22 protein-coding genes and 2 pseudogenes are annotated in these 24,676 nt (G+C 42.6%); 20 read left to right on the top strand and 4 right to left on the bottom strand.

Annotation, left to right across the window (positions count from 1 at the left end; translation table 11 throughout):
* Nucleotides 1-112 precede the first annotated feature (112 nt).
* From NSQ29_RS11175 to NSQ29_RS11165, 3 genes are all read left to right on the top strand, one after another.
* The gene (locus NSQ29_RS11175) at nt 113-2,407 is read left to right on the top strand and encodes a chondroitinase-B domain-containing protein (protein ID WP_341125055.1); all 2,295 of its coding nucleotides are present in this window, start codon (nt 113-115) and stop codon (nt 2,405-2,407) included.
* A gap of 175 nt (nt 2,408-2,582) precedes the next feature.
* Entirely contained in the window at nt 2,583-3,584 is a 1,002-nt protein-coding gene (locus tag NSQ29_RS11170) for a glycoside hydrolase family protein (protein WP_341125054.1), read from the top strand.
* A gap of 22 nt (nt 3,585-3,606) precedes the next feature.
* On the top strand, nt 3,607-3,762 hold the full coding sequence (locus NSQ29_RS11165; protein WP_341125053.1) for a hypothetical protein: 156 nt from the start codon (nt 3,607-3,609) through the stop codon (nt 3,760-3,762).
* Between the two features lie 100 nt (nt 3,763-3,862).
* Here the strand turns inward: NSQ29_RS11165 and NSQ29_RS11160 are convergent.
* Nucleotides 3,863-4,186 (bottom strand): annotated as a pseudogene (locus NSQ29_RS11160) (IS3 family transposase); the annotation flags it as partial.
* Nucleotides 4,187-4,718: 532 nt separating this feature from the next.
* On the opposite strand from NSQ29_RS11160, the gene NSQ29_RS11155 reads away from it, so the two are divergent.
* From NSQ29_RS11155 to NSQ29_RS31520, 11 genes and pseudogenes are all read left to right on the top strand, one after another.
* Nucleotides 4,719-5,798 carry a DUF418 domain-containing protein gene (locus tag NSQ29_RS11155; protein WP_341125052.1) on the top strand — a complete coding sequence of 360 codons (1,080 nt, stop codon included), beginning with the start codon at nt 4,719-4,721 and terminating at the stop codon, nt 5,796-5,798.
* A 184-nt stretch (nt 5,799-5,982) separates the two neighbouring features.
* Nucleotides 5,983-6,441, top strand: coding sequence for a hypothetical protein (locus NSQ29_RS11150; protein WP_341125051.1), 459 nt, complete (start codon nt 5,983-5,985; stop codon nt 6,439-6,441).
* A 25-nt stretch (nt 6,442-6,466) separates the two neighbouring features.
* Nucleotides 6,467-6,610: pseudogene (locus NSQ29_RS11145) on the top strand (MFS transporter); the annotation flags it as partial.
* A 330-nt stretch (nt 6,611-6,940) separates the two neighbouring features.
* The gene (locus tag NSQ29_RS11140; RefSeq protein WP_341125050.1) at nt 6,941-9,142 is read left to right on the top strand and encodes a M1 family metallopeptidase; all 2,202 of its coding nucleotides are present in this window, start codon (nt 6,941-6,943) and stop codon (nt 9,140-9,142) included.
* A 417-nt stretch (nt 9,143-9,559) separates the two neighbouring features.
* Entirely contained in the window at nt 9,560-9,955 is a 396-nt protein-coding gene (locus NSQ29_RS11135) for a BlaI/MecI/CopY family transcriptional regulator (protein ID WP_042188476.1), read from the top strand.
* A gap of 411 nt (nt 9,956-10,366) precedes the next feature.
* Nucleotides 10,367-11,098 carry a hypothetical protein gene (locus NSQ29_RS11130; RefSeq protein ID WP_341125049.1) on the top strand — a complete coding sequence of 244 codons (732 nt, stop codon included), beginning with the start codon at nt 10,367-10,369 and terminating at the stop codon, nt 11,096-11,098.
* 75 nt (nt 11,099-11,173) lie between these two features.
* On the top strand, nt 11,174-11,587 hold the full coding sequence (locus NSQ29_RS11125) for a BlaI/MecI/CopY family transcriptional regulator (protein ID WP_076301167.1): 414 nt from the start codon (nt 11,174-11,176) through the stop codon (nt 11,585-11,587).
* Complete coding sequence (locus NSQ29_RS11120) at nt 11,584-13,455, top strand: M56 family metallopeptidase (RefSeq protein WP_341125048.1); 1,872 nt, start codon at nt 11,584-11,586, stop codon at nt 13,453-13,455. The genes NSQ29_RS11125 and NSQ29_RS11120 overlap by 4 nt, the downstream gene beginning before the upstream one ends.
* 172 nt (nt 13,456-13,627) lie before the next feature.
* Nucleotides 13,628-13,852: a hypothetical protein gene (locus tag NSQ29_RS11115; RefSeq protein WP_341125047.1), complete on the top strand. Its 225-nt coding sequence runs from the start codon at nt 13,628-13,630 to the stop codon at nt 13,850-13,852.
* Between the two features lie 110 nt (nt 13,853-13,962).
* Nucleotides 13,963-14,355, top strand: coding sequence for a hypothetical protein (locus NSQ29_RS11110; RefSeq protein ID WP_341125046.1), 393 nt, complete (start codon nt 13,963-13,965; stop codon nt 14,353-14,355).
* Nucleotides 14,345-14,512, top strand: a complete 168-nt coding sequence (locus tag NSQ29_RS31520) for a histidine kinase dimerization/phospho-acceptor domain-containing protein (protein ID WP_445739189.1) — start codon at nt 14,345-14,347, stop codon at nt 14,510-14,512. Before NSQ29_RS11110 ends, NSQ29_RS31520 begins: the two co-directional genes overlap by 11 nt.
* Nucleotides 14,513-15,164: 652 nt before the next feature.
* On the opposite strand, the gene NSQ29_RS11105 is transcribed toward NSQ29_RS31520, so the two are convergent.
* Nucleotides 15,165-15,881, bottom strand: a complete 717-nt coding sequence (locus NSQ29_RS11105) for a hypothetical protein (protein ID WP_339241247.1) — start codon at nt 15,879-15,881, stop codon at nt 15,165-15,167.
* A gap of 85 nt (nt 15,882-15,966) precedes the next feature.
* On the opposite strand from NSQ29_RS11105, the gene NSQ29_RS11100 reads away from it, so the two are divergent.
* The 6 genes from NSQ29_RS11100 to NSQ29_RS11075 all read left to right on the top strand — a co-directional run bounded on the left by NSQ29_RS11100 (nt 15,967) and on the right by NSQ29_RS11075 (nt 21,207).
* Entirely contained in the window at nt 15,967-16,164 is a 198-nt protein-coding gene (locus NSQ29_RS11100) for a hypothetical protein (protein WP_339248594.1), read from the top strand.
* 457 nt (nt 16,165-16,621) lie between these two features.
* The gene (locus NSQ29_RS11095; RefSeq protein WP_339241250.1) at nt 16,622-17,221 is read left to right on the top strand and encodes a TetR/AcrR family transcriptional regulator; all 600 of its coding nucleotides are present in this window, start codon (nt 16,622-16,624) and stop codon (nt 17,219-17,221) included.
* On the top strand, nt 17,218-17,985 hold the full coding sequence (locus tag NSQ29_RS11090) for a hypothetical protein (protein ID WP_341125045.1): 768 nt from the start codon (nt 17,218-17,220) through the stop codon (nt 17,983-17,985). Before NSQ29_RS11095 ends, NSQ29_RS11090 begins: the two co-directional genes overlap by 4 nt.
* A complete protein-coding gene (locus NSQ29_RS11085; RefSeq protein WP_341125044.1) occupies nt 17,976-18,521 on the top strand; it encodes an immunity protein YezG family protein in 546 nt (181 codons plus the stop codon). The genes NSQ29_RS11090 and NSQ29_RS11085 overlap by 10 nt, the downstream gene beginning before the upstream one ends.
* A gap of 522 nt (nt 18,522-19,043) precedes the next feature.
* Entirely contained in the window at nt 19,044-19,907 is an 864-nt protein-coding gene (locus NSQ29_RS11080) for an S-layer homology domain-containing protein (RefSeq protein WP_341125043.1), read from the top strand.
* A 469-nt stretch (nt 19,908-20,376) separates the two neighbouring features.
* On the top strand, nt 20,377-21,207 hold the full coding sequence (locus tag NSQ29_RS11075; RefSeq protein ID WP_341125042.1) for a hypothetical protein: 831 nt from the start codon (nt 20,377-20,379) through the stop codon (nt 21,205-21,207).
* A 946-nt stretch (nt 21,208-22,153) separates the two neighbouring features.
* Here the strand turns inward: NSQ29_RS11075 and NSQ29_RS11070 are convergent.
* The gene (locus tag NSQ29_RS11070) at nt 22,154-22,678 is read right to left on the bottom strand and encodes a putative immunity protein (protein ID WP_076283647.1); all 525 of its coding nucleotides are present in this window, start codon (nt 22,676-22,678) and stop codon (nt 22,154-22,156) included.
* Between the two features lie 15 nt (nt 22,679-22,693).
* On the bottom strand, nt 22,694-24,571 hold the full coding sequence (gene asnB / locus NSQ29_RS11065) for an asparagine synthase (glutamine-hydrolyzing) (protein ID WP_339795944.1): 1,878 nt from the start codon (nt 24,569-24,571) through the stop codon (nt 22,694-22,696).
* Between the last annotated feature and the right edge of the window lie 105 nt (nt 24,572-24,676).

Genomic DNA, 24,676 nt, shown 5'->3' with positions numbered 1-24,676 from the left:
GGAGGACAGGAAGCTCCTCCCGGCTTTCGTATTCTTGAGAGGAGGTGCCGGACGGAACGAAGGGAATGATTCAATAACCATCATTTCATAATGGAAAGGATGAAAATGAATTATGGGAACCAAAAGTATGACGTTCATTATTTTGATCTGTATGCTGGTTGCGTTAATACCAGGAACGGCAAGTGCGGCTGATACGAAGTTCACAATTGGCAGCTCCGACGTGACGGCGAGCGGAGATGACGGCAACGTTCCAGCCAACACGGTGGACGGCGATTTCTTAACACGTTGGTCGGCGAATGGCGACATGCAATGGATCCAGTACGATTTGGGCGTAAATCGCAAATTGTCTTTCATCAAAATTGCATTTCTGAATGGGTCAAGCCGCACTTCTACTTTTGATATTTTGACGTCAATGGACGGTTCCACCTTTACGACCGTCAGCAGCGGAGTTGTGAGCAGCCTTGTGGAAGGTCTGCAAACGTTCGATTTTCCGGATGTCGATTCTACCCGCTATGTGAGGATCGTTGGGCACGGCAATTCCTCCAACCTGTGGAACAGTTATTCTGAAGTTGAACTCTACGGCACCGCGAACGGATCTCCGCCAGGCGTAAGCAAGTTGGCGATTACCGTGCCACAACTTATGGCCAGCGGAGATGACGGCAATATCGTCGCATATACAATCGACGGCGATCTTAACACACGATGGTCAGCGAGTGGCGAAGGGGAGTGGGTCCAATACGACCTTGGATCGAGCAAGCGGGTGGAATACGTGAAGATCGCCTTCACCAATGGGGCGGAGCGAACTTTCGCTTTTGATATCCAGACTTCATATGATGGCTACAACTTCAGTACAGTGCTTTCGGGAGCGGTCAGCAGTCTGAGCAACAGCTTGCAGACGTTTGATTTTGCCGATGTTGCCCCCGTCCGCTACGTTCGTATTGTTGGCCATGGCAACTCGGTGAACGCCTGGAACAGCTTTGCCGAGGTCGAAATTTATGGTAGCGATTCAAGCGGCAGCGGTAGCGAAGGGACGGTCGTCGAAGTTAGCACTTCCACGCAGTTGGCTGCCGAGCTTGCAACCGCTACGGCGGGTAAAACGATTGTGTTGGCAAACGGTACGTATTCGCGTACAAGCCCGTTTGCTGTTCAAAACAAAAACGGCACTGCCAACGCGCCAATCGTCATTAAAGCGAAAAACCGCGGTCAGGCTATCATCTCGGGAGCGTCAGGCTTCCGCATCGAGAACTCCTCGCATGTGGTGCTGGACGGATTAAAGTTTACGAACACAAGCAATGGCGCAGTGGTGTTGGAAGGCTCGCACCATGCGCGGCTGACCCGTAATACGTTTGCGCTTCCCAGCTCGGGGAGCGGCTTGATGTGGCTGCAAGTGCGGGGCACGAACAGCCATCATAACCGCATCGACCGGAACGACTTCGGACTGAAGAGCGACACAGAACCGCTGATCGCTTACGAAGGACAGGATGGCTCAGGGCAAATTTCGCAATACGATATTATCGAATACAACTATTTCCATGATGTAGGCCCATGGGTAGCTAACGGCAAAGAGACAATTCGTCTCGGCTTGTCGGGTCTTACGCTCTCCCACGGCTATAATACGATACAATACAATGTATTTCAGAATTGCGATGGAGAGCCGGAAATCATATCGGTCAAGAGCAGCAGCAATTCGGTGCGCTTCAATACATTCCGCACGTCCAAGGGCAGCCTGACGCTGCGGCATGGCCATAACAACAGCGTATATGGTAACTTCTTCCTCGGGGACGGTGTGGAATCGGATCAGGAAGGCATCCGGATGTTCGGCAATGACCATAAGATTTATAACAACTACTTTGAGAATTTGACTGGCGAAGCAATCTACTTGCCTAACGGAGACTTTGACGGCGGTACTGGAGGCTCACCTCCAAATCCGACGGTCGAACAATTGCGCAAACAATGGAAAGTTTACCGGGCGCTTATCGTCAACAATACGATTGTAAACAGCAAAACCGGTATCGTCATCGGCTCGGGAAAAACGTATGCTCCGCAGGATTCCGTCGTGGCGAACAATATCGTATACAACAACACCGGCACGCTTTATTACGAGGCGGCGACAACAAATACGCTGTTTCAAGGTAACATCGGGTTTGGCAGCACTATTAGCAACATATCGCGCAGCTCGGAGCAGATCCGAAATATCAATCCTCTGCTGACTGCGGTGAACGGCATTCAGAAACTGTCCGCGAGCAGCCCGGCAATTGCTGCAGCTGTGGGGACATATGCGTTCGTGCTGGCGGATATGGACGGTCAAATGCGGGCGACAGCAGATGTGGGGGCGGACGAATATTCCGACGCGCCTCTACTGAATCGCCCGCTAGCAGCCGACGATGTGGGGCTGAATACGCCTTAGGATCGATATATGTGCAAGCGTGCCGGCGGTTGGTTCGCCGGCATGACTATGTCGATCCATTGATGTATGGAGCAGTCCTGTTATTCACTTCATTTGGAAGGATGGGAGACCATGTTTCACAGCAATTATGGAGCAGCGGGAAAAAACGAGGTGACTGCACATGCATACTAGCACAATGTTGCCGGCTCCGCGTGGCGGCGGCTTCCGTATGGAAGGTTATTGGGTATGGTGCGGTTCCGTCGTGCAGGGCGAGGACGGCAAATTCCATATGTTTGCCTCGCGCTGGCCGAAGACACTGCCGATGCATCCCGGCTGGATGACAGCTTCAGAGATTGTCAGGGCAGACTCGGATACCCCCGAGGGACCGTACCGATTCTGCGAGGTGGCGCTTCCGGCGAGGGGAGCGGAATATTGGGACGGACGCTGCACGCACAACCCCCATATCGTCAAGCACAACAACAAATATTTGCTTTATTATACGGGTTCGACCCATCCGCTAAGCGATCCAGAGCCGCCCGGGAATTTCGGGTTAACAGATCCTCAATGCATCGTGGCGCGGGCGAACAAACGGGTAGGTCTGGCTATAGCGGACAGCGTTTTGGGCCCGTGGCGCAGAGCGGACGAACCGATATTGCCAACACGTCCCGGCCGATTCGATAGCTTTCTGACCTCCAATCCGGCTCCGTGTGTCAGGGAGGATGGTTCCGTGCTGCTGATCTACAAGGCACGTCACTACGAAGGCAACCTGCATGGCGGCATGACGATTGGCGTTGCGTATGCGGATCACTACGAGGGGCTGTACCGGGTGCTGAGTGACGAGCCGGTGTTTCCTCCAGAGTCGTTCCATATCGAAGACCCTTTTATCTGGCAAACAAACGAAGGATACAATTTGATCGCCAAAGATATGGAAGGGCATCTATGCGGAGAAAAATACGGCGGCATCTACGCCAAGTCGCCGGACGGACTGAATTGGAGCTTGCATGGGCAGCCGCAAGGCTATTCCCGGACGGTGCGTTGGGATGACGGCACGGTGCAGACGCTGGGCAATCTGGAGCGGCCGTTCCTGTTGTTCCAGAACGGCAAGCCGACTTATTTGTTCGCGGCCGTCTCGGACGGCAGTGATGGTTTTAAGGACGCTTCCGATACGTGGAACATGGTTATACCTTTGAAGCAATGATTCACTGGGGCTGTTGCAGATTATGAACCGGCTTGTGGACAAGGGCAATACAGTTATCGTTATCGAGCATAACCTTGACGTCATCAGTCAGGCGGATTGGATTATCGACATGGGGCCTGATGGCGGCATTAGGGGTGGCCAAATTATATTTGAGGCGAAACCCATACAATTCATTTAAGCGAAACATTCTTTCACAGGGAAATATTTAAAATAATCATGGCTTTTCTGATTGAATCAGACTGTTCAAGCACTAAACACTTCCCTTAAAGTTAAACAGGTTATATAATTAGGCAACTTGTTGGGCCTGAGTTCGGTACTGAACTCAGGCCTTTTAGTTTTGCTTTAATTCGCTTGTTGTTGTAATAATCGATGTAATTTAATAGCTCTTGTTTAAAATGTGCGATACTTTCGAATTCCTTTAAATATAGAAATTCAGATTTAATGATACCAAAGAAGTTCTCGATGACGGCATTGTCGTAGCAGTTACCTTTACGGGACATACTTTGCTTGATGCCGCGTTCTTCGAGAGCATGACGATACTGTTTCATCTGATAGTGCCAGCCTTGGTCAGAATGAATAAGAGATTTATCTTCATCTGATAATCTATCACGATAACTTAAACTATATTTTAAATAACATCTACGCTTAATAGGATGATCTCTGCTTCAAAACGCTTCCATTTAGACAAATCTAAGTCTGTTTCCAAAATAATTGCCCCATCCCTTAACTTCAGTTCAATCGTCATTAATTTGGCTATGCACCACAACTCCGCTGCATCGTGCTTGTGATCTTGAGGCGTCCTGCATGCCTGTTGTTCAATACAGAAAATGCAGGAAAATAGAACATACTTCTTTAAATTTTGAACAAAACAATTGACCTTAGGTCAGACCTAGGGTTTATTGTTTAGGTATTCCAAGCCGCATTCCTTAGGAGTGACGCTAACCGGATACTTCACAGGCATTTTGGGTTCTTCGTTCTGAACCATTGAAGTCTATGCTTATAGAGGTGCCTTATTTTGGTGTATTAGTTTTATCGGATTAGGATACTCACTCGGTTCACTATGGGAAAAGCTGCTGCTATCTATTGAGCGATGTCATGTCATAAAGCGAAATGTATTAAGGGAGAGGATGCGGCATGAGTCAAGCGAAAGAGCGGATAACTGCCTTTGATTTTGCAAGAGCATTGGCGATCTTCGGCATGGTAATGGTGAACTATAAGCTAGCGATGCAGGCAGAGAGTGGCGGACCTGCATGGTTGCAAGCGATAGCGGGCCTTTTTGAGGGGAGAGCATCCGCCTTGTTTGTCGTGTTGGCTGGTATTGGGGTGGCATTAATGACCTCGAAAGCCCGTAACTCAATGAGCTGGGAACTCATTCCTCAAATCCGGAACAGCTTGTACAAGAGAGCTGCTTTTCTGTTTATATCTGGCGTGCTTTTATTGCTAATAGGCTGGAGTGCCGATATTTTGCATTATTATGCGGTATTTATGCTTGTAGCTGCAGTCTTGATCACAGTATCCGATAATATAATACTAGTTTTGTTTTCGATAATCCTGATAGCATCGCAGTTGTTTTTAGTCGTATTCGATTACAGCAAGGGATGGGACTCGAGTTTTAAGGAATACATGGGCTTTTGGACGATAGAAGGGTTTACTCGCAATCTGTTATTTAACGGATTTCATCCCATTTTTCCTTGGCTGAGCTTCTTCCTCATCGGCATGTGGATTGGCAGGAAGCGTTGGCTGAATAAGGAAAACCGTTCGAAATTACTAGTATATTCGTTGTCAGGAACGGTTGTTTTTGAATCGATTTCTTTCTTCTTGGTTAAATGGACCTCCCCAGTACTGAGTAAAGAAGCAGCAACTTATCTTTTTGGAACAAAACCGATGCCGCCCACAATGCTCTATGTTTTCTCTGGCATTTGTTCAGCTGTCGCCATCATTGCGATCTGTCTTTATGTGGTCGATAAATTTGAAAATTCCCTTCTGACACAGGCGATGATCCATACAGGACAGTTATCGTTAACCCATTATATCGGGCACGTAGTGATCGGAATTGGTTTTCTTATGACAGTGGGTTATTTGGAAAACGGAAGTCTTTCTTTTGCAATGGCATACGGAACCGTTTATTTCATTATCTCCATTATCTTTTCGAGTCTGTGGAGAAAGTGGATGAAAAGAGGTCCGATTGAGCTGATCATGAGAAAATGGTGCTGAGTGGTGTAAGAGGCTTGAAAAGTAACATGTGACAACTTATTATTCAATGAACGTTGAGGGAAGATGCCGTCCATTGTTATCGTTTTAGCTACGCTCCCTTGGACGGTCCAACAGGAGGCTTTTTTAGCAAAGAAGGTACAATGGCCATAGTAGTAAAATGAAGTTAGCGAGGGGGGGAAGAAGTATGTCTTTATTCTCACAAACGATAACTGACTTTTGGCGGACGCAATTTTTGAACGGAGACATCCTCTATACCGATGAAGTCGCTACTGTTGCCATCAACACGAACCTGGATAAAGACAGTCTGGTTATGGCGGTCCTGATGCATGCGATGGCCGATAAGGTAAGCCTTTATCAACGACAAGACCTGTCTGTGAAGATCATTCGCCGAAAATTGAATGAAGCGGGAGTCACTCTGCATGGCGGAGATTATCTTTTTTATTTTTCAGAAGCCGATGAGAACGTCTTGCTGCAAGAAAACCTGAAAGGAGACTTTCACTGGTTAACCGAGCAAGATGAGGCGGCTTTCTCCGAGTTCAAATCCTGGTATATATGGAAGCTGAATTATTCCAAATTGTCATTGCGTACCTTTTCCCGTTCCTTTAAATATAGCAGCTCAAATCGATCACCATTTTGTTTATAGAGTTCCGTGTCAGTGAGGTAAAAACATTACGTTGGGAGCTTCCATTGGTGATTGGTTTATCTCTCAATGGGGGATACATCCGCTCATATGGAGTGGAATCATATTCGCTTTGCTTGCTTTCATGTTGATTATGATAAAAATTAAAGCTTTTAGTTCAAGAGCTACATAAGACCCTTTTTTGAAGCCCAACAGGCGCTACTATAACGGCAGCCTGTTGGGCTAGATGTATTGTCAAGCCAAGAGCGGGAGCGGACCTCCTTGGAACGCTGTTTTATCGTGTTACCCACTCATCCATGGGCCGTTTTCTATTCTCTCAATAGTCGTGTTAGTGGAATACACTTGTGCAGAGTATCTGTTTTAAAAAACTATAAGTGATTCCTTTTTAAGGTTAATGTAAGGTTCCTTTAAAACTCGTGTAAAGTAAGAGCTTTATACTAGTCTTTGTACATACTCGAGAATCTACGATCATGATTAGGAACATATCATTAGGAGGAGCAACATGAATAAACTTAAACATTGGAATACTAAACTACCGAAGTGCATGATTGCCGGCAGTCTTGTTGTCGCATTAAGTACAGGCCCTGTTTTCGGGACGGGGATAGCGATGGCGGCGAAACCAACGATTCAGAACGATTCGTTGCTAGAAGCGGATGCGGCTGTTCATCAGCTTGCGCGCTATCAAGTAGACGCAAGGCTTGATGAGAAGAAGATGACAATTCACGGTACAGAAACTGTGACCTATCGAAACAACACGAAGGATACACTGGACAATATTGTATTTCACACCTTTGCAGATGCAAACCGTTCAAAGGAAACACAGTCGGGTATGTTCGAAAATTCGAATGAACGAATGGCAAAGGAAAATCCGGATAAGAAACCTGAAGATTTCCTGGGCGGCATTGACATTAACAATGTGAAGTCGTTAGGTCAACCCTTGAAGTTCGATAATACGAATCAGGCACTTAAGGTTGCATTGGGACAAGCATTGCAGCCCGGGCAATCTATCACACTGGAACTTGAATTCGACGTAAAAATTCCTTATGGCTCACAGCGGTTGTCCCATTACAAGAATATCATCAATGGCGCTCATTGGTTCCCTGTGCTTTCGGTCTATAACCCTGCAGATCATACGTGGGACAAAACTCCTTACAGCACTACATTTGAATCCGATTATTATGATTCTGCGGATTATCAGGTAACCATGAATGTACCCGCCGATTACCAGATCTCCATGCCTGGAACACTGACCGTACAGGATGCCGAAGCAGGCCGCAAGATGGTAACGGCCACTGCGAATAATACGAGAGAATTTGTCTTCTTCACGAGTCCGGATTTTAAAGTAGAAAGTGTTACACGAGATGGTCTGACCATACAATACTATTACTTTGATAATCAGAAAGACAAAAAACAGATTATCGATCAATATATTGATCAAGCGTTTAAAGTCATTAACTTCTTCAGCGAAAAATATGGTAAATATCCTTATCCGGAGTTCAGAATTGTTGAATCGTACGTTGAAGGGATCGCTGTTGAATTTTCGCGAATGATTCAGATGGGCATGATCGAGGGTCAGCCAGATATTTCAAACCATTCAGCATTTGTCCATGAAATTGCGCATCAATGGTTCCACGCATTAATTGGAAATAATTCCGAGAAGGAATCATTTCTAGATGAAGGATTTGCCGATTTCTCTATGGTTTATTTCTATGAGAAACAAGGAAATCCGTTAAATGGATTCAAGGTGATTCAATTCGATGAAGTATCGTTAGATAGTCCGCTTGATGCGACCAATGATAAGGTTGGCGATTCTCCCGACGCCATTTTTTATAAAAAAGGCCGTCAAGCCATCTATGAGTTGTATCGTACGCTTGGCGAAGAGAAGTTTGATGAGTTGATGCAGACATATTTTGACCGGTATGTATACAAAAATGCGACGATTGAAGGACTGCTTCAGGTTGTTGAGAACAAAGCGGGCAAAAAGATCAGAGATGATTGGGAAGCGGATTTGCGCCAGCCCAATTATTCTTTGAAGTCTGAATATCGTCTAACAGCGGACGAGGAAGCCGCTTATATGTACGAGCAATTTAAATCAATATACCATTCGGTGTTTGTGCAGTTTCCAGAGGTTCCGTCTGAAACGATGAGCCGAATTATCGATAAAACGTTGCAGGGCGAGCCGCTAACGATAATCTTGAGCGACCGTTTGACATCGGACAAAGCAACAAAACAACAGGATCAATTGCTCAACCAGTTTCAAGGCTTCTTCCAAATAGCAGGAATAAAGCCAACGTATATAACGGAACGTCAAGTATTAAAAAACAAGCTTAAGAAGGAGCTAGGGGACAGTAATATCATTGTCATCGGCAAACCGGATGCGAATGGGTTTGTACAAGCCTTGAAGTCCGGCATCATCAAGCGTGCTGATACAGTCGGTTTTAAATGGCAGGAAATCATGAATAAGTCTAATCAATCCGGAGCCTACATTATCAAACATCCGTATAACCAGAATCGTCTCATGGTGCATTATTTTTGGACAGGGGACCAATTGAGTGATCAGACGGAAGATCCATTTATGGCTAAAGCATTGGAATCATTGAATTTTTCAAACCATTTCTATCAATATTATGTTCTGAATAACACAGGTAAGAGCAGAAGCGAACAAAAGATCGAAAATCCGTATGCGAAACTATTTGCAGAATAATAAATCACAGGGCAGTCTTAGTCCCGAGGGAGTTCCATGGCAGCCAAAACGTAGCGAACTTGGATAACTTCAAGAACACCGGTTAATTTGGGCTTGCTCAAAGTTAACCGGTGTTCTTTTTTATTTTTACGAGCTTTAAAATTGGAGAAAATTCTGTGACTTTTAATTGACACTAAACATAGAGGAATATGTTGAGCAAGAGAATGGAGAAGAGGAGGCTATGTTTTCATGGACAAGCGAGGACAAGATGAGAATATAACCATTAACCTGCATTTGACTGGTTTATCAATTGATAATAGCTCGGCAAAACTTTATTTTAGAATGAAACACAATGCAGGTTGACAAGATCAGACCACAATTGTACTATTTAAGTGTGACTACAGATGTAGTCATAACTTGATTTTGGAGGGTTTAGGCATGACAAAAATACCACCCATCACGGATGCGGAGCTCGAGGTGATGCGCGTATTGTGGGCCAGTCCGAATTGTCCTTCCAGCCAGGTCGTCAAGCAATTGGCGGAACAAGTGGGGTGGAGCCCGAATACGACAAGGACGCTCCTGAACCGTTTAGTGCAGAAAGAAGCGGCGGGAACAACACAGGAAGAGGGATCCAAACGGAACTTTTTGTTCTATCCACTCATCAGCGAACAAGAATATTTGAAGTCGGAGACTAAATCGTTCATGAAGAAACTGTATGGCGGCGCCTTGAAACCCATGCTCGCTAATTTTTTGCAGGATAAGAAGCTGAACGAGAAAGAAATTGATGACTTGAAAGCTTTGTTTGACGAGAATCGCAACAACGATGATCGATAAGAAAATTGATTAAAGGTAGAACCATTCAGCCTAACGTCGAACCGCCGCGTAAATCGCGGTTTTTTTATTAGTATAATTCCACAAAATTACCCAGCATACAATTGAGACGATGCAACAACTCCTAATTAAAAACCAATTTATGTAAAGACCGACATCGCCGATTTAATCTTCCATGATCTAGGACTGCTTCCAACGCCAGATACGCCGGAACCCGAACCTTGGGGTGGAAAAAAACAGCAATAACGAATCGATCGTTTGATCAAACTGCTCTCCGGAGGAGTTTTTTTTATTTCATGGATACTCGAAAAGGGTCCGATAAAATAGTGTTGACAAAATATAACTACAACTGTAGTATTGAATTATAACTACACGTGTAGTTTTAAAACAGGATCACAGAAAGGAGTTTTTCACATGAAAGCAGCATCAAAATTAGCCATCGCAACCCTCAGCAGTGTTCTACTATTGGGTTCATCGATGAACCTTGAGGTAGACGCGGCTTCTTCCAAGTCAGCCCAGAAGTCGACGGCTAAAAAAGCAGCCGTCCAAGCTCCAACGGCAGCGGAAAAAAAGGTGGTTGACGCAGAAATTAAGAGAGTGAAGGATTTGACCGCCAAGACTGGAGATACCTATGTCATGTATTATAAGTACAAGGCACTCAACAGCGGACTTGATCTTAACTACTGGGGGCTGACGAAGGAATACATTTCCTTTGATGAATATCTCCAGAAAGCATCAACCTTAAAAGGCGTTGTCTTGCAAAAGCCCTCCAACCTGCCAAAAGGTTACACTTTCTCCAAAGCGAGAATCGGAGGACCCTTGGGAGGCAAGTTCATCGATGATTTAAGAGCCGAAGGGAAGAAGAGCGGCAAACCGGTCTTCACGAAAAAAATGGACTGGAAAGAAGCCGACGATATTCGCCTGGAATACACGAACGGGGAAGATACGCTTGCGATTACGAAGTTTGTGGTGGATGCGAAGGAAGGGAAGAAGAAAGGTTATTTTGACGATAACCTTCCGGCTAACATTTTCCCAAAATACATTTATTGGCAAGATGGCGGCAAATTTGGATACAGCCTTTCAACTTCATCCGATATCACCCGAGAACAGAAGATTGAAATTCTAAAAGCAGCGGTCAAGAAGTGATAGGTTGCCTTGAGCATGCGCAGCAGTTCGCCCATCCTATGCATTCTGCGCAAGTTTGATTTGGAGGTTGTATATATGAACCGAATACCATCCATAACGGATGCAGAGCTCGAAATTTTGCGGGTATTGTGGCTAAATCCAGATTGCTACTCTAGTGAAGTTGTTCAACAAATGACGGATCGAATGGGATGGAGCCCGAATACGACCCGAACGCTTCTTAGTCGACTGGTACAGAAGGAAGCGGCGGGCGTGAAGCTGGAGCAGAGTTCGCGGCGTATGCAATTATTTTATCCTCGGTTCAGCGAGCAAGAATATCAGCGTTCCGAGACTACTTCCTTCATGGAGAAGATGTATGGTGGTTCCATTATGCCGATGTTGGCTAATTTCCTCCAAGATGAGAAGCTGAATACGCAGGAAATTGAGGATTTGAAGAGGTTATTTGACAATAGCGGCAGAATTGGGGAACTAGAAAAGAGAGAATCTAAATGAGTCCAAGCTTATACGAAACTGTTGTGTCATTCTTCGGCTGGGTGATCCAGGGATCGTTCATGGCAGGCATTCTGGTCATGCTGATCTTGATTCTGCAATTCTTATTCCAAAACAAACTGGAAGCCAGATGGAAATATTTGCTCTGGATACCAGTGGCGATCCGCTTGCTGCTTCCTTGGGCACCAGAGTCTTCTCTTAGCCTTTATAATGTATTTTCTCTGGAATCCTTCATGCCTGGCATTCACCAGCAAATGCAAGATCCATCGATAAGTGCAAGCGAGACAGGAGAACAAGTAAAGGGTTCAGTGGCGGAGAAATATGGAATTGTCGTTAGGATAACGGAATTAACCGCACCCACGGATACATCGGGAAGCAAGCCGGAGAACCATTTCTGGTGGAATGAAATTACAGCCATGGGCGTTGTTCCAGTCTTGGTACTGATCTGGCTTACGGGTGTACTGCTTCTCGTCGCGAAAACCATATACGATCAGCTGCGATTGCAACATGCCCTGCGCGCTGGTAGCCGTATAGAAACGCCTTTGTTATTGGCCTTGTTCCATGATACACGGCAGCAGCTCGGCGTGAAGCGCAAAGTTGAATTTGTTTCCAGCGAGCGTATTCCCGGTCCGGCCGTCGTTGGGTTTTGTAAGCCGACAGTCGTCATCTCTCCAAGTCTACTGACGTCGCTGCATGAAGGACAGCTTCAGTATATCTTGGCGCATGAATTCGCTCATGTCCGTCGCAGGGATGTAGCCGTGAATTGGATCATGCACTTGGTTCTGATTCTCCATTGGTTCAACCCACTTGTATGGCTTGCAGTGAACAGAGCGCGACAAGATCAAGAGATGGCCTGTGATGCCTTCGTGCTGGATCGAATGAGACCACAGCAAAATAATGCGTATGGGCAGACGATCATCCAAGTGTTGGAACATTTCTCGGGAGATCATCGCCTGCCGGGACTTGCCGGCCTATCTGCGACACATAAACAAATGAAAAGGAGACTTATCATGATCAAACAATTCAATAAAAAATCATATCGCCTTTCTATCTTAGGGATGACAATCATTCTCGCGCTTGGCAGCGTGACGCTGGTCAATGCCAAGGAAAAAGATGATGGGAACGCAACGATAGCTGTTTCAGTACAATCAGAAGCTGGGGATCGTCAATTAGATATCACCTATCCTGAGGAATTCAATGGGTCTAAGGTAGACCGTGCGTTGTATAAGCAAGAAATGGATAAAATGAATAAACTAGCGGCGGATGCAGCTAAGGCACTTCCTGCAGAGGATAAAAAATATATCGACGATGAAATCAATCGCGTGAAGGAATTGGTTAAAGAGACGGGAGACACGTATGTCATCTATCATAAATATAACGCGTTAAACAGCGGACTTAATCTTAGCTATTGGGGGCTGACGAAGGAATATGCTTCCTTTGATGAATATCTTCAGAAAGCAGCAACCTTAAAAGGCGCTGTCTTGCAAGAGCCTTCCAACCTGCCAGAAGGCTACACTTTCTCCAAAGCGAGAATCGGAGGACCCTTGGGAGGCAAGTTCATCGATGATTTGAGAGCTGAAGGGAAGAAGAGCGGCAAACCGGTCTTCACGAAAAAAATGGACTGGAAAGAAGCCGACGATATTCGCCTGGAATACACGAACGGGAAAGATACGCTTGCGATTACGAAGTATATTGTGGACGCCGATGGAACTAAGAATAATGGATTTTTTGACGATGATTTACCGGCAATTGTTTTCCCGAAATACGTTTTTTGGCAAGATGGCGGTAAATTTGGATATAGCATTTCAACCTCATCGGATCTATCACGACAAGAGAAGATCGAAATTCTGAAAGCTGCAATTAAAAAATAACATCTCAAGGCAGGCGCCCATATCACCCTAGAACTAGGGTCGATATGGGTTTTTTATCTTGGAGCAATTGATATAAGTGAATGATTATCTTAGTAAATTCCTTATCATATAAAACAGGTGAGGCTTCTTCGTGAATATCAAGTGACATGACTGGATTTATTATAGGTTCACAATGGTAGTATATATCGAACGTGAAAATATATTTTGTGAGAAGCGCAAATTTGAATTAGCAAAAAGCAAAGATTCTGAATTAGTTGATTCGAATAAAGCATTAGCTATGGAGAATGAATTGGTCTTGAAATATATGTCGATGTATGGTTGGCAAAAAGTAAGGGGAGGTTGTTATACTTTAATAAGTGAAGCGGTTACATATCAAACTTTGTGTATTTCTATATAATAGACATCAAGATGTCTTTATCGTCCGTTTCTCCTGTATTAATTGTGGTGAATTATGGAGAGTACTTATTTAAATGACTTAGAAGAAAATGACTAGGGGAGAAATATTTCGTGGAAACTCACTCATCCAAATATCAAATGAAAAAGAGCTATATAATATTATTGCTAGTTTTCATATTAGTTGTTTTAACCGGTTTTCGCATCTTATGGATGGAAACGTTTCAATATCCTAAACAGGCGTCAATTCATAATGGGCAATTCGATTTACGCAATTGGAATGCAGAAGATGGCAGCATACACTTACTTGATGGGGAATGGGAGTTTTATCCCTCGCAATGGTTGATAGATGGTAGTCAGCAACAATTGTTAGGCGATAATGCGCCAAGGCACATTCAGGTACCGGGAGGATGGAGTGAAGTTTTGCATGCTGACAAGCCATCTCCATACGGCTATGGCTCTTATCGTTTGCTTCTTTATGTAGACCCGGCGAAGCATCTTAATTAAAGATCAATTCCTAGCAAATACTTCTCATGAATTTAAGAACCCGCTTCATAGTATTCTTAATATGTCACAATCCGTTTTAAAACGGGAGCGGCATTTGTTGCAGGAAAGGAGTATCAAAGAGATTTGCATACCACGTCACAAAACCTTGAGAAGATGATCGAAGCATTAAGATCGTTAAGCGAAGGAGCATGCCGCGGCAGCTCCTTTTACTTTTTTCGCCGCTAGCCCCGTTACGGGTGAACCGTATCATAAGTAGGGGAAAGTTTTTACAAATAGATCATTTAATATGGTCAGGGAACACAGAGATACTATGATTTAATTTGACTAGGTGGCATCTTACATTATGTACTCATTTCCTCCAAGAATAGATAAAGAAGCATTGCAACTTGAGGATTTTAACTCAATAGTCTTACTCGAAGCAAGTTAATAAAACAAAAATTTGGAGGGTAACAAAATGACTGTAGATGATCATGCTCACTTAAAGTCTGGTACGAGTTTCTGATGAAAGTCTTGATTGAAGAACATACGGAGGATTCCGGAAGAAAGGTTAGTGAGATTACATCTGTATATATTTGTCAGGGGATAAGAACATAGTCCCATTAGAACCCGAGCCCCGCGCGGTTTTTGTATTTTAAGGGATCAAGTTCTTGTCCTTTACTCCAGACAAGAACTTGATCCTTTAGCCGTTAATGGACAGGAACATGGTCCTATTACCGATTTGGTATTCATAAAATGAGCTTGAAAATAATTACCTATTTCATTAAATGGATGTCTAATGAAAGATTAAATACTTAATGTTGTGGCAACTTTTACTCCTTGGTTTCTTTGTCCTTACCGCCGATTTTAAGTCCTAACTTTCCATTATATTTGCCTACCTGTCCGGCAACACCTAAGCCTGCTCCTTGGCCGCCGCCGAGTTGTGCCTTGGCCTGGGCTCCGAGACCATTTTCGCCGCCAAGCTGCAAATGGGTTTGGAGTCCCGCGCCTTGACTGAACCCCAAGTGTCCTTCGGCATCAGCACTCATACCGTACTCTCCTCCGACCTGCGCCCCCGTATGAAAACCTGCCTCTTGACCGCCACCTATTTGGCTTTTTGCCTGAGCCGCAATCCCGTAATTGCCGAAGGCCTGGGCTTCCGCATTGAGCCCTAGACCCTGGCTGCTGTCCAGATGAGTATTGCCTTGCGCATGGATTCCATATGAAGGAGTGCCCATATGGCCGCCCGCATACATACCCATGCTACCTAAGGCTAAATTCCCGCCAGCATTTAAACCAATGCCGTGTTTACCGCCTACTTCTATCCCGGTATTTAGCTTAATCCCCTGCCCGCTGCATAAATTTTCGTTCATATAACCATTTATAAGTTCTTTTTTGGTGTTTTCGCTATCTGAGGTTATATCTGCCAGACTGCTTTCTGAACGGAAGAGATGGTAGTAATGAGAGTAAGGGAAAGGATTGTAACGGGTAAAGTAAGGGGATACGGATGGATCAGCCTGGCTGTTTGGATATTCGTTCCCAAAGGTCATCCGGGATACCTCCATTATTCAATTTATTACAACAGCCTATTCATGGATGACTTGAAATGATACCCTTCCTAAGTAAATCATATGAATTCAAGGTTCGCAGCCGATGCACAATGAGTCGGGCGAAGTATCACTTATTTTTAACGGGGAAATCAACAACTACCGGGAACTGCGTAAATTGGTACCGGCGGCGTGGCAAGATGCTGTGCGTCGCAGATCTGGTTGCTTCGGACACGTAGGTGGGCGGAATGACCGAAGTCAGGAACCAATCTCGTTAATTTTGTAAGAAAACATGGTTATTGATCAACTCATTTATATGGGTGGATTTTATATGCCGGAAAAAGTGGGGGAATCGGCAAAGGGACAAAGTTCTTGTCCTATAAGGGAATATGTTCTTGTCTTCCGATGTCCAAGGACACCAAAGTGCCTACATTTTGGGATTTTGACATAAAGTCACCTGCATTGTAGCGGTGATTGTACTTACTGATACTTACAAAGTATCTAGAGAGACTTTATAGCCGGATTTCTAGTTCACAAGGTAAGTAGTTCTTTGACAGTCCACAGATTTGAACGGTTGTACGAGGAGTAAGTTTCTGATCGGGGGATTAGATACGAGATATGCGATGGGCAGAGCTACTAATCCCGGCATGGATTGGCAACAGTTTTTATTGACTGAACTACATTCAGTCAGTTATGATTGAATCATATTCAGTCGCGATAAAAATTACATTGGGAGATGGACAATGAAGAGAATATCAAAAGAACCTGATCTAAGACGCCAAGAATTAATGGATATTGGCTTTGAACTTTATATGAAAAATGGTATGGGAGGATTCAGCATAAAGGATGTCGTTAATCATGCGGGTGTTGCAACCGGCTTATTTTATTACTACTTTAAATCTAAAGAAGAGTTTGTTAATGAGATTTTGAATAATTTCATTGTGAAAAATGTAGAAAAAATTCAACATGCACTTAATTCAAATGAATTGACCGTTATGCAAAAAATGAAAGATTCTCTAGAGATATTTTGGACATTTATTGAAAAACTAGCACCATATAAACATGTGAGTTCTTATCAGACAGAACAACACTTCCAACTCGAGAAGAAATTATACAAGCAAATACACCCGCTATTTCAACAGGTAATTGAAGATGGGATGAAAATAGGGATTTTCCACACTGCCAACGCATCGTTAACTTCTGGATATATTTTATATGGCCTTAGTAGTATTGCCCATTCGGAGATAGATTTAAATCTTGATATTAAGAAAGAGATCGTTAATCTAATATTAACCACACTACGATACGATCCAAAACATAAGAATACAGGAGAATTCATATGAAAATTTATATTAACGGAAACGATATTTCACAGGAACAACTTACAAAATGGAAAAGAGAACGTATAAAAAAGGTTTTAAATACATTAGGACATAATGAGCCTGAAATAAATGATACAGACGCCATGATAAAAAAGTTAGCTGAACTAAAGATGAGATATTCCTATAACGAAATGTACGATAAATTGAAATCTAAACTTAGATTGAGTGGAATGATTATGCGTGTCTGTGCTGCTTTATCTGGAGATAGACGGAAATTTTCAAAAACAGGTATCTATTTAGAGGGCATTTCGGCAGAAGAAGCTATAAAGGGAATTGATAGTTTAATGCTAGAGCAATCACGCGAGAATGATAAAGTAAATCTTTCAGCTTGTCCTGATCATTATGTATTAAGACCTTTTGGAGAAAACGAACTGGAGGTCATTGAAACTACTGGTAATTCCCCGTTTCCTGTTCAATTCTTCATTGTCTTTGATGACGAAACAGGATTAAAAACACCTAGAGATAACTCTTATCAATACCAATCAGCAGGTGTTGCCCGTATGAAAGACGGTACTATTATAGGTGGGGTTCGTCATCAATTCAAAGATACCAATACTGGGATAGAAGTAAGTCTTGTTGTTGAGTTCCCAGCGCTTTGTCCTACTAGACTTATAGAATCGCATCAATTGCATTTAGCATGTGAGTTTTCTTATTGGTTACAATGGATCAAGGATCATAAAAATAGTAACTATATTAAATCAAGTTGGAGGTTAACATGTCAGTGAAAAAAACGGAAGAACTATATCAACTTATCGGAAATAAGCTAATAGGAATAATCCCTGATGAGTGGAGTAAGATTTATCTTTACGCAGAAATATTACCTGGTTCAAGAATTATCTATTTTTACTTCGAATCAACTACAAAAAAGGAGCTAATTTATAGTCATAGTATCCCTAAAGTTTATGGAGTAGATGAACTTATATATGATCGGTTATGTAGGGAGTTACAAGAATATTTCGTTGAATTAAATGAGGGTTCTAGAGGCACACTTGATCAAGCTTGGACAAATCTGACGATGTATTTGGATTCTTCAGGTAAGTTTAATATCGATTATAATTATGATGAGGTTGTTTTCAATCCTTCTAAACAACGAACGATCTGGAAATATAAAGTTCTAGGATTACTTCCTACAGATGCATTTCACCAATCGTACTTAGATGAATATCTAAAACAAAAGATTGATTATTTCTCTTGCGGTGTCCCGAAAGCCATTATATGGTTGTTTGGGGCACCTTTCGTTATTTTTATAAGATTTATGTAAACACCAAGACCGTGCACATCCTCACAGAGACCGAATTAGGGATCCGAATACAATGCTGCAAAACAACCACTCTTCTGAGAGTTTCTCCTTTATTCTGTTGCTTCTGTATGCACTAAGAAACAAGGCCTTAAAGGATTATGTAGATTCCTTTGTAAAAAAACATGACTAAACTCCAACCAAATTGCTGTAAGAACACTATTTAACGACTGTAAACAACCGTGATTAACCGGTTGTTTTTTTTGCATTAGAAGGGGGTATTCGGCAAAGGAACCAAGTTCTTGTCCCATTTCCGAAATTGGACAACAACATGTTACTATTGCCGATTTGATGATTATCTAATGTATGTCTTACACCGACTTGACGCAGGCCACAGGAGTCGATTGCTCGCCTATACTCGCGTTCGGAAACAAGGAAGCGTTGTTCAGCCAAGTGCTGGAGCTGCCGACCTCGCGGAGGTAGCCGCACACTTTCTCCTTAGTGAAGATTAATTGAATACTCTTTACTCGTATGGCAGGGGGCTAGGTGTCCAAAAACACCTTGGCTGTCTCAGACGAGGTCGAACCGATTCGACATTTCCAGATCAATGCTTACACAGACAAAGAAGCGTCACTCACTCCGGCAGCCGTGACCTCTGGCACTGCTGCTGACGGCACCACTACTTATAGTGTGAAGATCCAAGCAACGGCAGGCAAGGAAGCAGGAGCTGCCATCGTCAAGTTGGATTCCACTGTAATCAGTGATCTGGTCCTCAAGGTCAAGCAAGCCGAAGCCGCCAGGGCAGAGCTGAAGCTGAATACAGGCATTGCTGCTATTACCTTTACGTCCAACGCAGTAGCTGCTATTGGAAATGCAGCAGAGGATAGCACAATCCTTGCTTCATTAAGCTTGCCGGACAAAGCCCGGAGCAAGCTTGGAGACAGACCGGTTGTAAACTTCTCTGTAACAGCCGGAAATGCTGAAATTACAGCATTCAACGGTGAAATAGTTAAGATCAGTGTACCTTATACGCCAAAAGCAAATGAAAAGTCAAAAGCCATTGTGGTGTATTATAGCGATCAGACAGGAAACCTTCAGTTGGTTAACGGGGGCTACGATGCAGCAGCCGAAAAGGTTAACTTCCAGACCTCCCATTTTTCAAATTATGTTTTAGGGTATAACGAAATCAAATTCAATGATGTTGCACCGGGCAACTGGTATTCCGGTGCCGTTGACTACTTGGCGGCGAGAGAGGTGGTAAAGGGGGTAAGCAGCTATGTGTTTGCACCTGAGGCCCAGGTGAAGCGGGCTGACTTTCTGTATAATATCATGAAGCAGTTGAACCGGCTGCCGGATGGCAGCAACGGTCAGAGCTACGACAGCTTCAAAGATGTCAGTGCGGTAGCCTGATATGCCCGGACAGCAATGAAGCAGTTTGTAGAAGCGGGAATACTCACGGGCTTGGTAAGGAGCTGAGCCCAAGGGCTGCCGCACCCGGGAAGAGGCAGCACAGATTGTATATAATTGCATTAAATAACAAGCTGAATAGCCGTCCGCCAGGAATCTGCTGGCGGACGGCTATTTGTGTGAGTAGATCAGAATAGACCCGGACGTAAAACCAATCCTTTTATGAGTATGACAATGCCGGAAACCGGACTAAGATGATTGCCCCTTTTCCATTTATGGAACGAATCAGTTAAAGAGGGTGCTCCGAAACGGGAAGCAAAACCCAAAAAACATAGGACAATTATTCCTGCTAAGTTATATAATATAAGAGGAAAGTAATATGCTGCTTTTGCTACCTGCGACCTATTCATGAAATGTCTTAGCAAAATTGGTAGATGCTTTACTATTAATAATTAAGCGGGGAGAAGGCTATATGAAACGAAAGAGTTGGATTTATTCGCTAATGCTAGCAATTATAGTATCGGTTGTATTCGGGGTTGGCAGTATTTATGCGGCTGCACAGAACATCACCGACATTGTCAAAGTGACCAAACCTGCTGAGATAAAAGTTGGGGAGTGGAAATCATACGAAATAGCCATCACTGACTGGACCGATGCAGACGTTACGGAACATGACTTCACTCCAATCTCTTCAGATGAGAATGTTGTCAAGGTCGTACGAAAAACGCAATGGGTTTCTGAACTTCATGCAATAAATAAAGGGAATGCTACCTTAACTGTCAATATTGGAGAAAAGTTTGAACCTTATGTATTCACTGTTCAAGTGGTGGATGATTATACAGTCATTCCTGAACCAACTAAGCCGGTAGTTATAAAGGAACCTACACACGAAGAAATTATGTTACAGGATCTTGAAGATTACATTGAGCAGTTGCAGCCATTAGGAAGCTATGAAAAGAAAGCCATAACTACGTTAAATCAAAATAGACTCCTGAACGATTCAACAAGAAAAACACTCTTTCTTACTTTAAACAATACTGTATTGCCCAATTATACTAAATTTGTATCCGGGTTGAAAAACCTCAAAGCTAATAATGTAGAGTTGAAAGAAATACATACCTACTATCTGGCAGGAGCAAAACTCCAGTTGGAAGGGTTCACTATAATGCGGGACAGCTTGAAGACGACCAAAATAAATTGGTCCAAATTCAATGCAGGTGAAAAGAAGGGGGCAGAAGGAATTAAGCAATTGAACAAATCCAAAATGCTTCTTGACAAGTATGCAATTAAATATGTCAAATAAATAAAATAATAAACAGAACCCTTAAAGTGCTTTAAGTTAAGGGTTCTGTTATTTTTTTTGAGGGGCCTGTGCCAAATATATAGACCATTAAGGCATGCCGGCAGGGAGCTGGGGCACGAATGCTTCAAGAATGTAGATTATGTCTTAAAGATAAAGTTCTTATAAATTCTCACATCAGAACAAAAGCTAACTTCAAAATGGCTTTTAAATACCAAGAGGTTAAAGGTAAGAGCGCTGAAAGTATAAACTTTAAGATGTATTATGAGAATACAATCAACACAAGAATCACTGAATATCAATGCCCCAATCATATCTTAAGAAAAAAGAAAGCTATTTCAAAAATGAAATCCTATGTACCAGCAGTGATATCCATTGATTATCCAAAAAATTATGAACTGATTAATTACGTAAGTTCTTATATAAAGAAGCATGATTATTGAAAACTGCTCCAGTTGAGTTGTTTTTTTATGGCCAGAATAGGGGCTTTGTCGGCAAAGGGACTAAGTTCTTGTCCTACAAGGGACTATGTTTTTGTCCACCGACATTTGTACAACATCCTAGATGTAAACAGGGCTTATTCCAACTCATAGACATATGTACAAAATACGGGTTTTGTGAGGAAGTAGTATATAAATTAATGGAGCAAGCCAATTTAAACCATACTAATGCCAATTAGCTGTCCATAATTGATAGCTATACAATATTCAAAATTGTTCATAATAGCTTCCCTTTCATGAACAATTGAATCTCTTTTTAGATATTGATTTGTCTCTAACGAGTATTAAACTTTAAAGTGTATCAGAATCTCGGATTAAACTTTGTGTAGTTATATTTATATGTTTATTGTTGATTGTTCTTTACGTACCTCTTAAATAAAAAAGCTAATTATTACCATTAATTAACTTATATCAGTATCTTCATACCGTTCAGTCTTATAGCTTCAATTTTAAAACATTTCTTTAGCTATCCTTAATTGTCTTTCCCGTTCTTTAGTGGCAGACTCGGCCACTGAGGAATTATTGGATATGTTTACCATTTTAACAGCATAGTCACTGCTTACCATAGCATGTCCTCTCATATGTCCAGTTGCAATGGCTTGTGCAAAAGAACGAGCAGCATACTTACTTGCTTCGGTTGTGGACTCTTTCGCTAATTCATTGACTATGAATCCAACTTTTCTTAAGTCAAAGGCTCTGATACCACCAGCTATACGTTTTTCTAGCGTTTCTATCCCTAAATCAATGCGCGGGTCATTTATAAGATGTTGATCCAGATGATCCAGGTGTTCAACAGCAACGCTCAAAGCCCATTTGGCCAGGAACTTCTGCGGTAATTTTTCAAGTGTCTCTTCAAGTTGATTTCTTAATTCAATATTGTCTACAATCTTTATCTTAGGACTACTGTAAGTAAATTCGTTAGTTGATTTTATTTGCTGCTCATGTTTATTCCAAGCATATTCCCCAATGTTCAAACGATCTCTCCCCCATTACAGCACGGCACTCTTTAATTGTTTCAGATCTTCTTTCATAAAAAGCGTGTACCACACTGAAAAAATGTAAATTAGCCAGATTCTACGCGAATAATCACCTTTATTACTCCGATGCTGGATAAACATTTCTTCGATGATATTCATATTGAATATTTCTTCAATACCACTATAGCGTATTTGCTCAAACATTATATCTGAAATCGGGGTCTTAAGCCAATCACGAATCGGTACGGGAAATCCTAATTTCGGGCGATTCACAATATTATCAGGAACAATTCCTTCCATAGCTTTACGCAAAGCGAGTTTTGTTGTATTTTTGCCAATTCGATTGGAGACTGGAATTTTACTAGCCGTTTCGAAAACCTCTTTATCTAGAAACGGGACTCTTAATTCCAATGAATGTGCCATAGACAGCTTATCTGCTTTTGACAAAATATCGCCAGGCAACCAAAAATTCATATCAATAAACTGCATTCTTGTCGTAGGATCTAGGTGTACTGTCTTATCATAAAAAGGCTTAACGATATCCGTCGGATGTAAAAAGCTATTTTGAGCGTGCACCGACTCATGGAGCAAGTTCATCTTTCCGCTTTTGTTAAAGATATTAGCATTACCGAAAAAGCGTTCCTCTAAAGGTGTCAGCCCCCGAAGTAAATAGTTTTTTCCATAAAAATGATATGGATATATAGACAACGATTTTCGTAACGAATCCTTTATGAAATTGGGCATCCATGAAATGGGTCTTAGTGCATCTGGCTCTCTATAGATCCGGTATCCTCCGAATAATTCATCAGCGCCTTCCCCCGATAGGACAACCGTGACATGATCTTTTGCAAGCTGATTGAGATGATAAAGAGCGATGGCGGAAGGATCCGCGACAGGCTCATCTAGATGCCATACTGTTTTCGGGATACTATCAAAAAAGTCTTCTGTAGATAAAATGTGAAAATAATGATCCGTTCCCAGTTTAGCTGCCGTTTGATTTGCAATGATGGTTTCATTGTTTACCCCTTCAAATCCTATCGAAAAGGTCTTTGTTGATTCTTCTGCTTTCATCATTGCAGCTATAGCTGTGGAGTCAATTCCACTGGACAAAAAACACCCTCTATTCACATCACTTTGTAAATGAAGGTTTACAGACTCTTTCAATTTCCACTTAATTTCTTCCGCATAGTCCGCTAAAGATCGTTTTATCGGATGAAAATGGGGTTCCCAATATTTCTCGATCTTCATTTCACCTTTAGCGTTAACAAATACTCGCTCTGCAGGTCCTAATTTATGAATATGTTCAAACATCGTATCCGGTTGCGGCACATACTGAAAAGTTAAGTAGCTAAATAAACTTTGATACTGAAGCTTTCTTGGTACTCCGTGAACTGCAAGAATGCTTTTAATTTCCGAAGCAAATAAAAGGTTATTCTCATCTTTGTAATAATAAAAAGGCTTGATGCCAAAATGATCTCTGGCAGCAAAAAGCGTCTGTTCCTTAACATCCCAAATCGCAAAACTAAACATTCCTCGTAAATGATGGACACAGTCCTTACCGTATTCCTCATATAAATGCACAATGACTTCTGTATCTGATTGCGTTTGAAAGTGATGTCCCTTTAACTTAAGCTGATCTCGTAGTGTTTTATAATTATAGATTTCACCATTAAAAACAATCCAAAGGGAACGATCTTCATTCGTCATCGGTTGATTTCCATCACGTAAATCTATAACGGATAACCTACGAAAACCGAGCCCAATTTGAGAATCGAGCCATACGCCTTCATGATTAGGACCTCGGTGATTCATTGCACCTGTCATTTGTTTTAAGGTTTCCTCTTGCGGGGGTTGTCCATTACATTTTAAGATTCCTGCTATTCCGCACATGCTATTGTAGTCCTTCCTATAGTAAAGATTAGGATATAGAGTGCCCACAATTGCGTTGATCAATCATCTTTTTTTAGAATCACGCAGGTGAATCGTACTTTAATC

It is taken from the genome of Paenibacillus sp. FSL F4-0236, assembly GCF_038000135.1.
Classification (GTDB): Bacteria; Bacillota; Bacilli; order Paenibacillales; family Paenibacillaceae; genus Paenibacillus_AQ.
The sequence above is the reverse complement of the archived record's forward strand: the minus strand, read 5'-3'. Positions and strand labels throughout refer to the sequence as shown.

What these genes read in the sequence shown, in the direction of transcription:
- NSQ29_RS11175 (WP_341125055.1), top strand. Translation starts at nt 113, where the DNA reads ATGGGAACCAAAAGTATGACGTTCATTATTTTGATCTGTATGCTGGTT.
- NSQ29_RS11170 (WP_341125054.1), top strand. Translation starts at nt 2,583, where the DNA reads ATGTTGCCGGCTCCGCGTGGCGGCGGCTTCCGTATGGAAGGTTATTGG.
- NSQ29_RS11165 (WP_341125053.1), top strand. Translation starts at nt 3,607, where the DNA reads ATGAACCGGCTTGTGGACAAGGGCAATACAGTTATCGTTATCGAGCAT.
- NSQ29_RS11155 (WP_341125052.1), top strand. Translation starts at nt 4,719, where the DNA reads ATGAGTCAAGCGAAAGAGCGGATAACTGCCTTTGATTTTGCAAGAGCA.
- NSQ29_RS11150 (WP_341125051.1), top strand. Translation starts at nt 5,983, where the DNA reads ATGTCTTTATTCTCACAAACGATAACTGACTTTTGGCGGACGCAATTT.
- NSQ29_RS11140 (WP_341125050.1), top strand. Translation starts at nt 6,941, where the DNA reads ATGAATAAACTTAAACATTGGAATACTAAACTACCGAAGTGCATGATT.
- NSQ29_RS11135 (WP_042188476.1), top strand. Translation starts at nt 9,560, where the DNA reads ATGACAAAAATACCACCCATCACGGATGCGGAGCTCGAGGTGATGCGC.
- NSQ29_RS11130 (WP_341125049.1), top strand. Translation starts at nt 10,367, where the DNA reads ATGAAAGCAGCATCAAAATTAGCCATCGCAACCCTCAGCAGTGTTCTA.
- NSQ29_RS11125 (WP_076301167.1), top strand. Translation starts at nt 11,174, where the DNA reads ATGAACCGAATACCATCCATAACGGATGCAGAGCTCGAAATTTTGCGG.
- NSQ29_RS11120 (WP_341125048.1), top strand. Translation starts at nt 11,584, where the DNA reads ATGAGTCCAAGCTTATACGAAACTGTTGTGTCATTCTTCGGCTGGGTG.
- NSQ29_RS11115 (WP_341125047.1), top strand. Translation starts at nt 13,628, where the DNA reads ATGGTAGTATATATCGAACGTGAAAATATATTTTGTGAGAAGCGCAAA.
- NSQ29_RS11105 (WP_339241247.1), bottom strand. Translation starts at nt 15,881, where the DNA reads ATGACCTTTGGGAACGAATATCCAAACAGCCAGGCTGATCCATCCGTA.
- NSQ29_RS11095 (WP_339241250.1), top strand. Translation starts at nt 16,622, where the DNA reads ATGAAGAGAATATCAAAAGAACCTGATCTAAGACGCCAAGAATTAATG.
- NSQ29_RS11090 (WP_341125045.1), top strand. Translation starts at nt 17,218, where the DNA reads ATGAAAATTTATATTAACGGAAACGATATTTCACAGGAACAACTTACA.
- NSQ29_RS11085 (WP_341125044.1), top strand. Translation starts at nt 17,976, where the DNA reads ATGTCAGTGAAAAAAACGGAAGAACTATATCAACTTATCGGAAATAAG.
- NSQ29_RS11075 (WP_341125042.1), top strand. Translation starts at nt 20,377, where the DNA reads ATGAAACGAAAGAGTTGGATTTATTCGCTAATGCTAGCAATTATAGTA.
- asnB (WP_339795944.1), bottom strand. Translation starts at nt 24,571, where the DNA reads ATGTGCGGAATAGCAGGAATCTTAAAATGTAATGGACAACCCCCGCAA.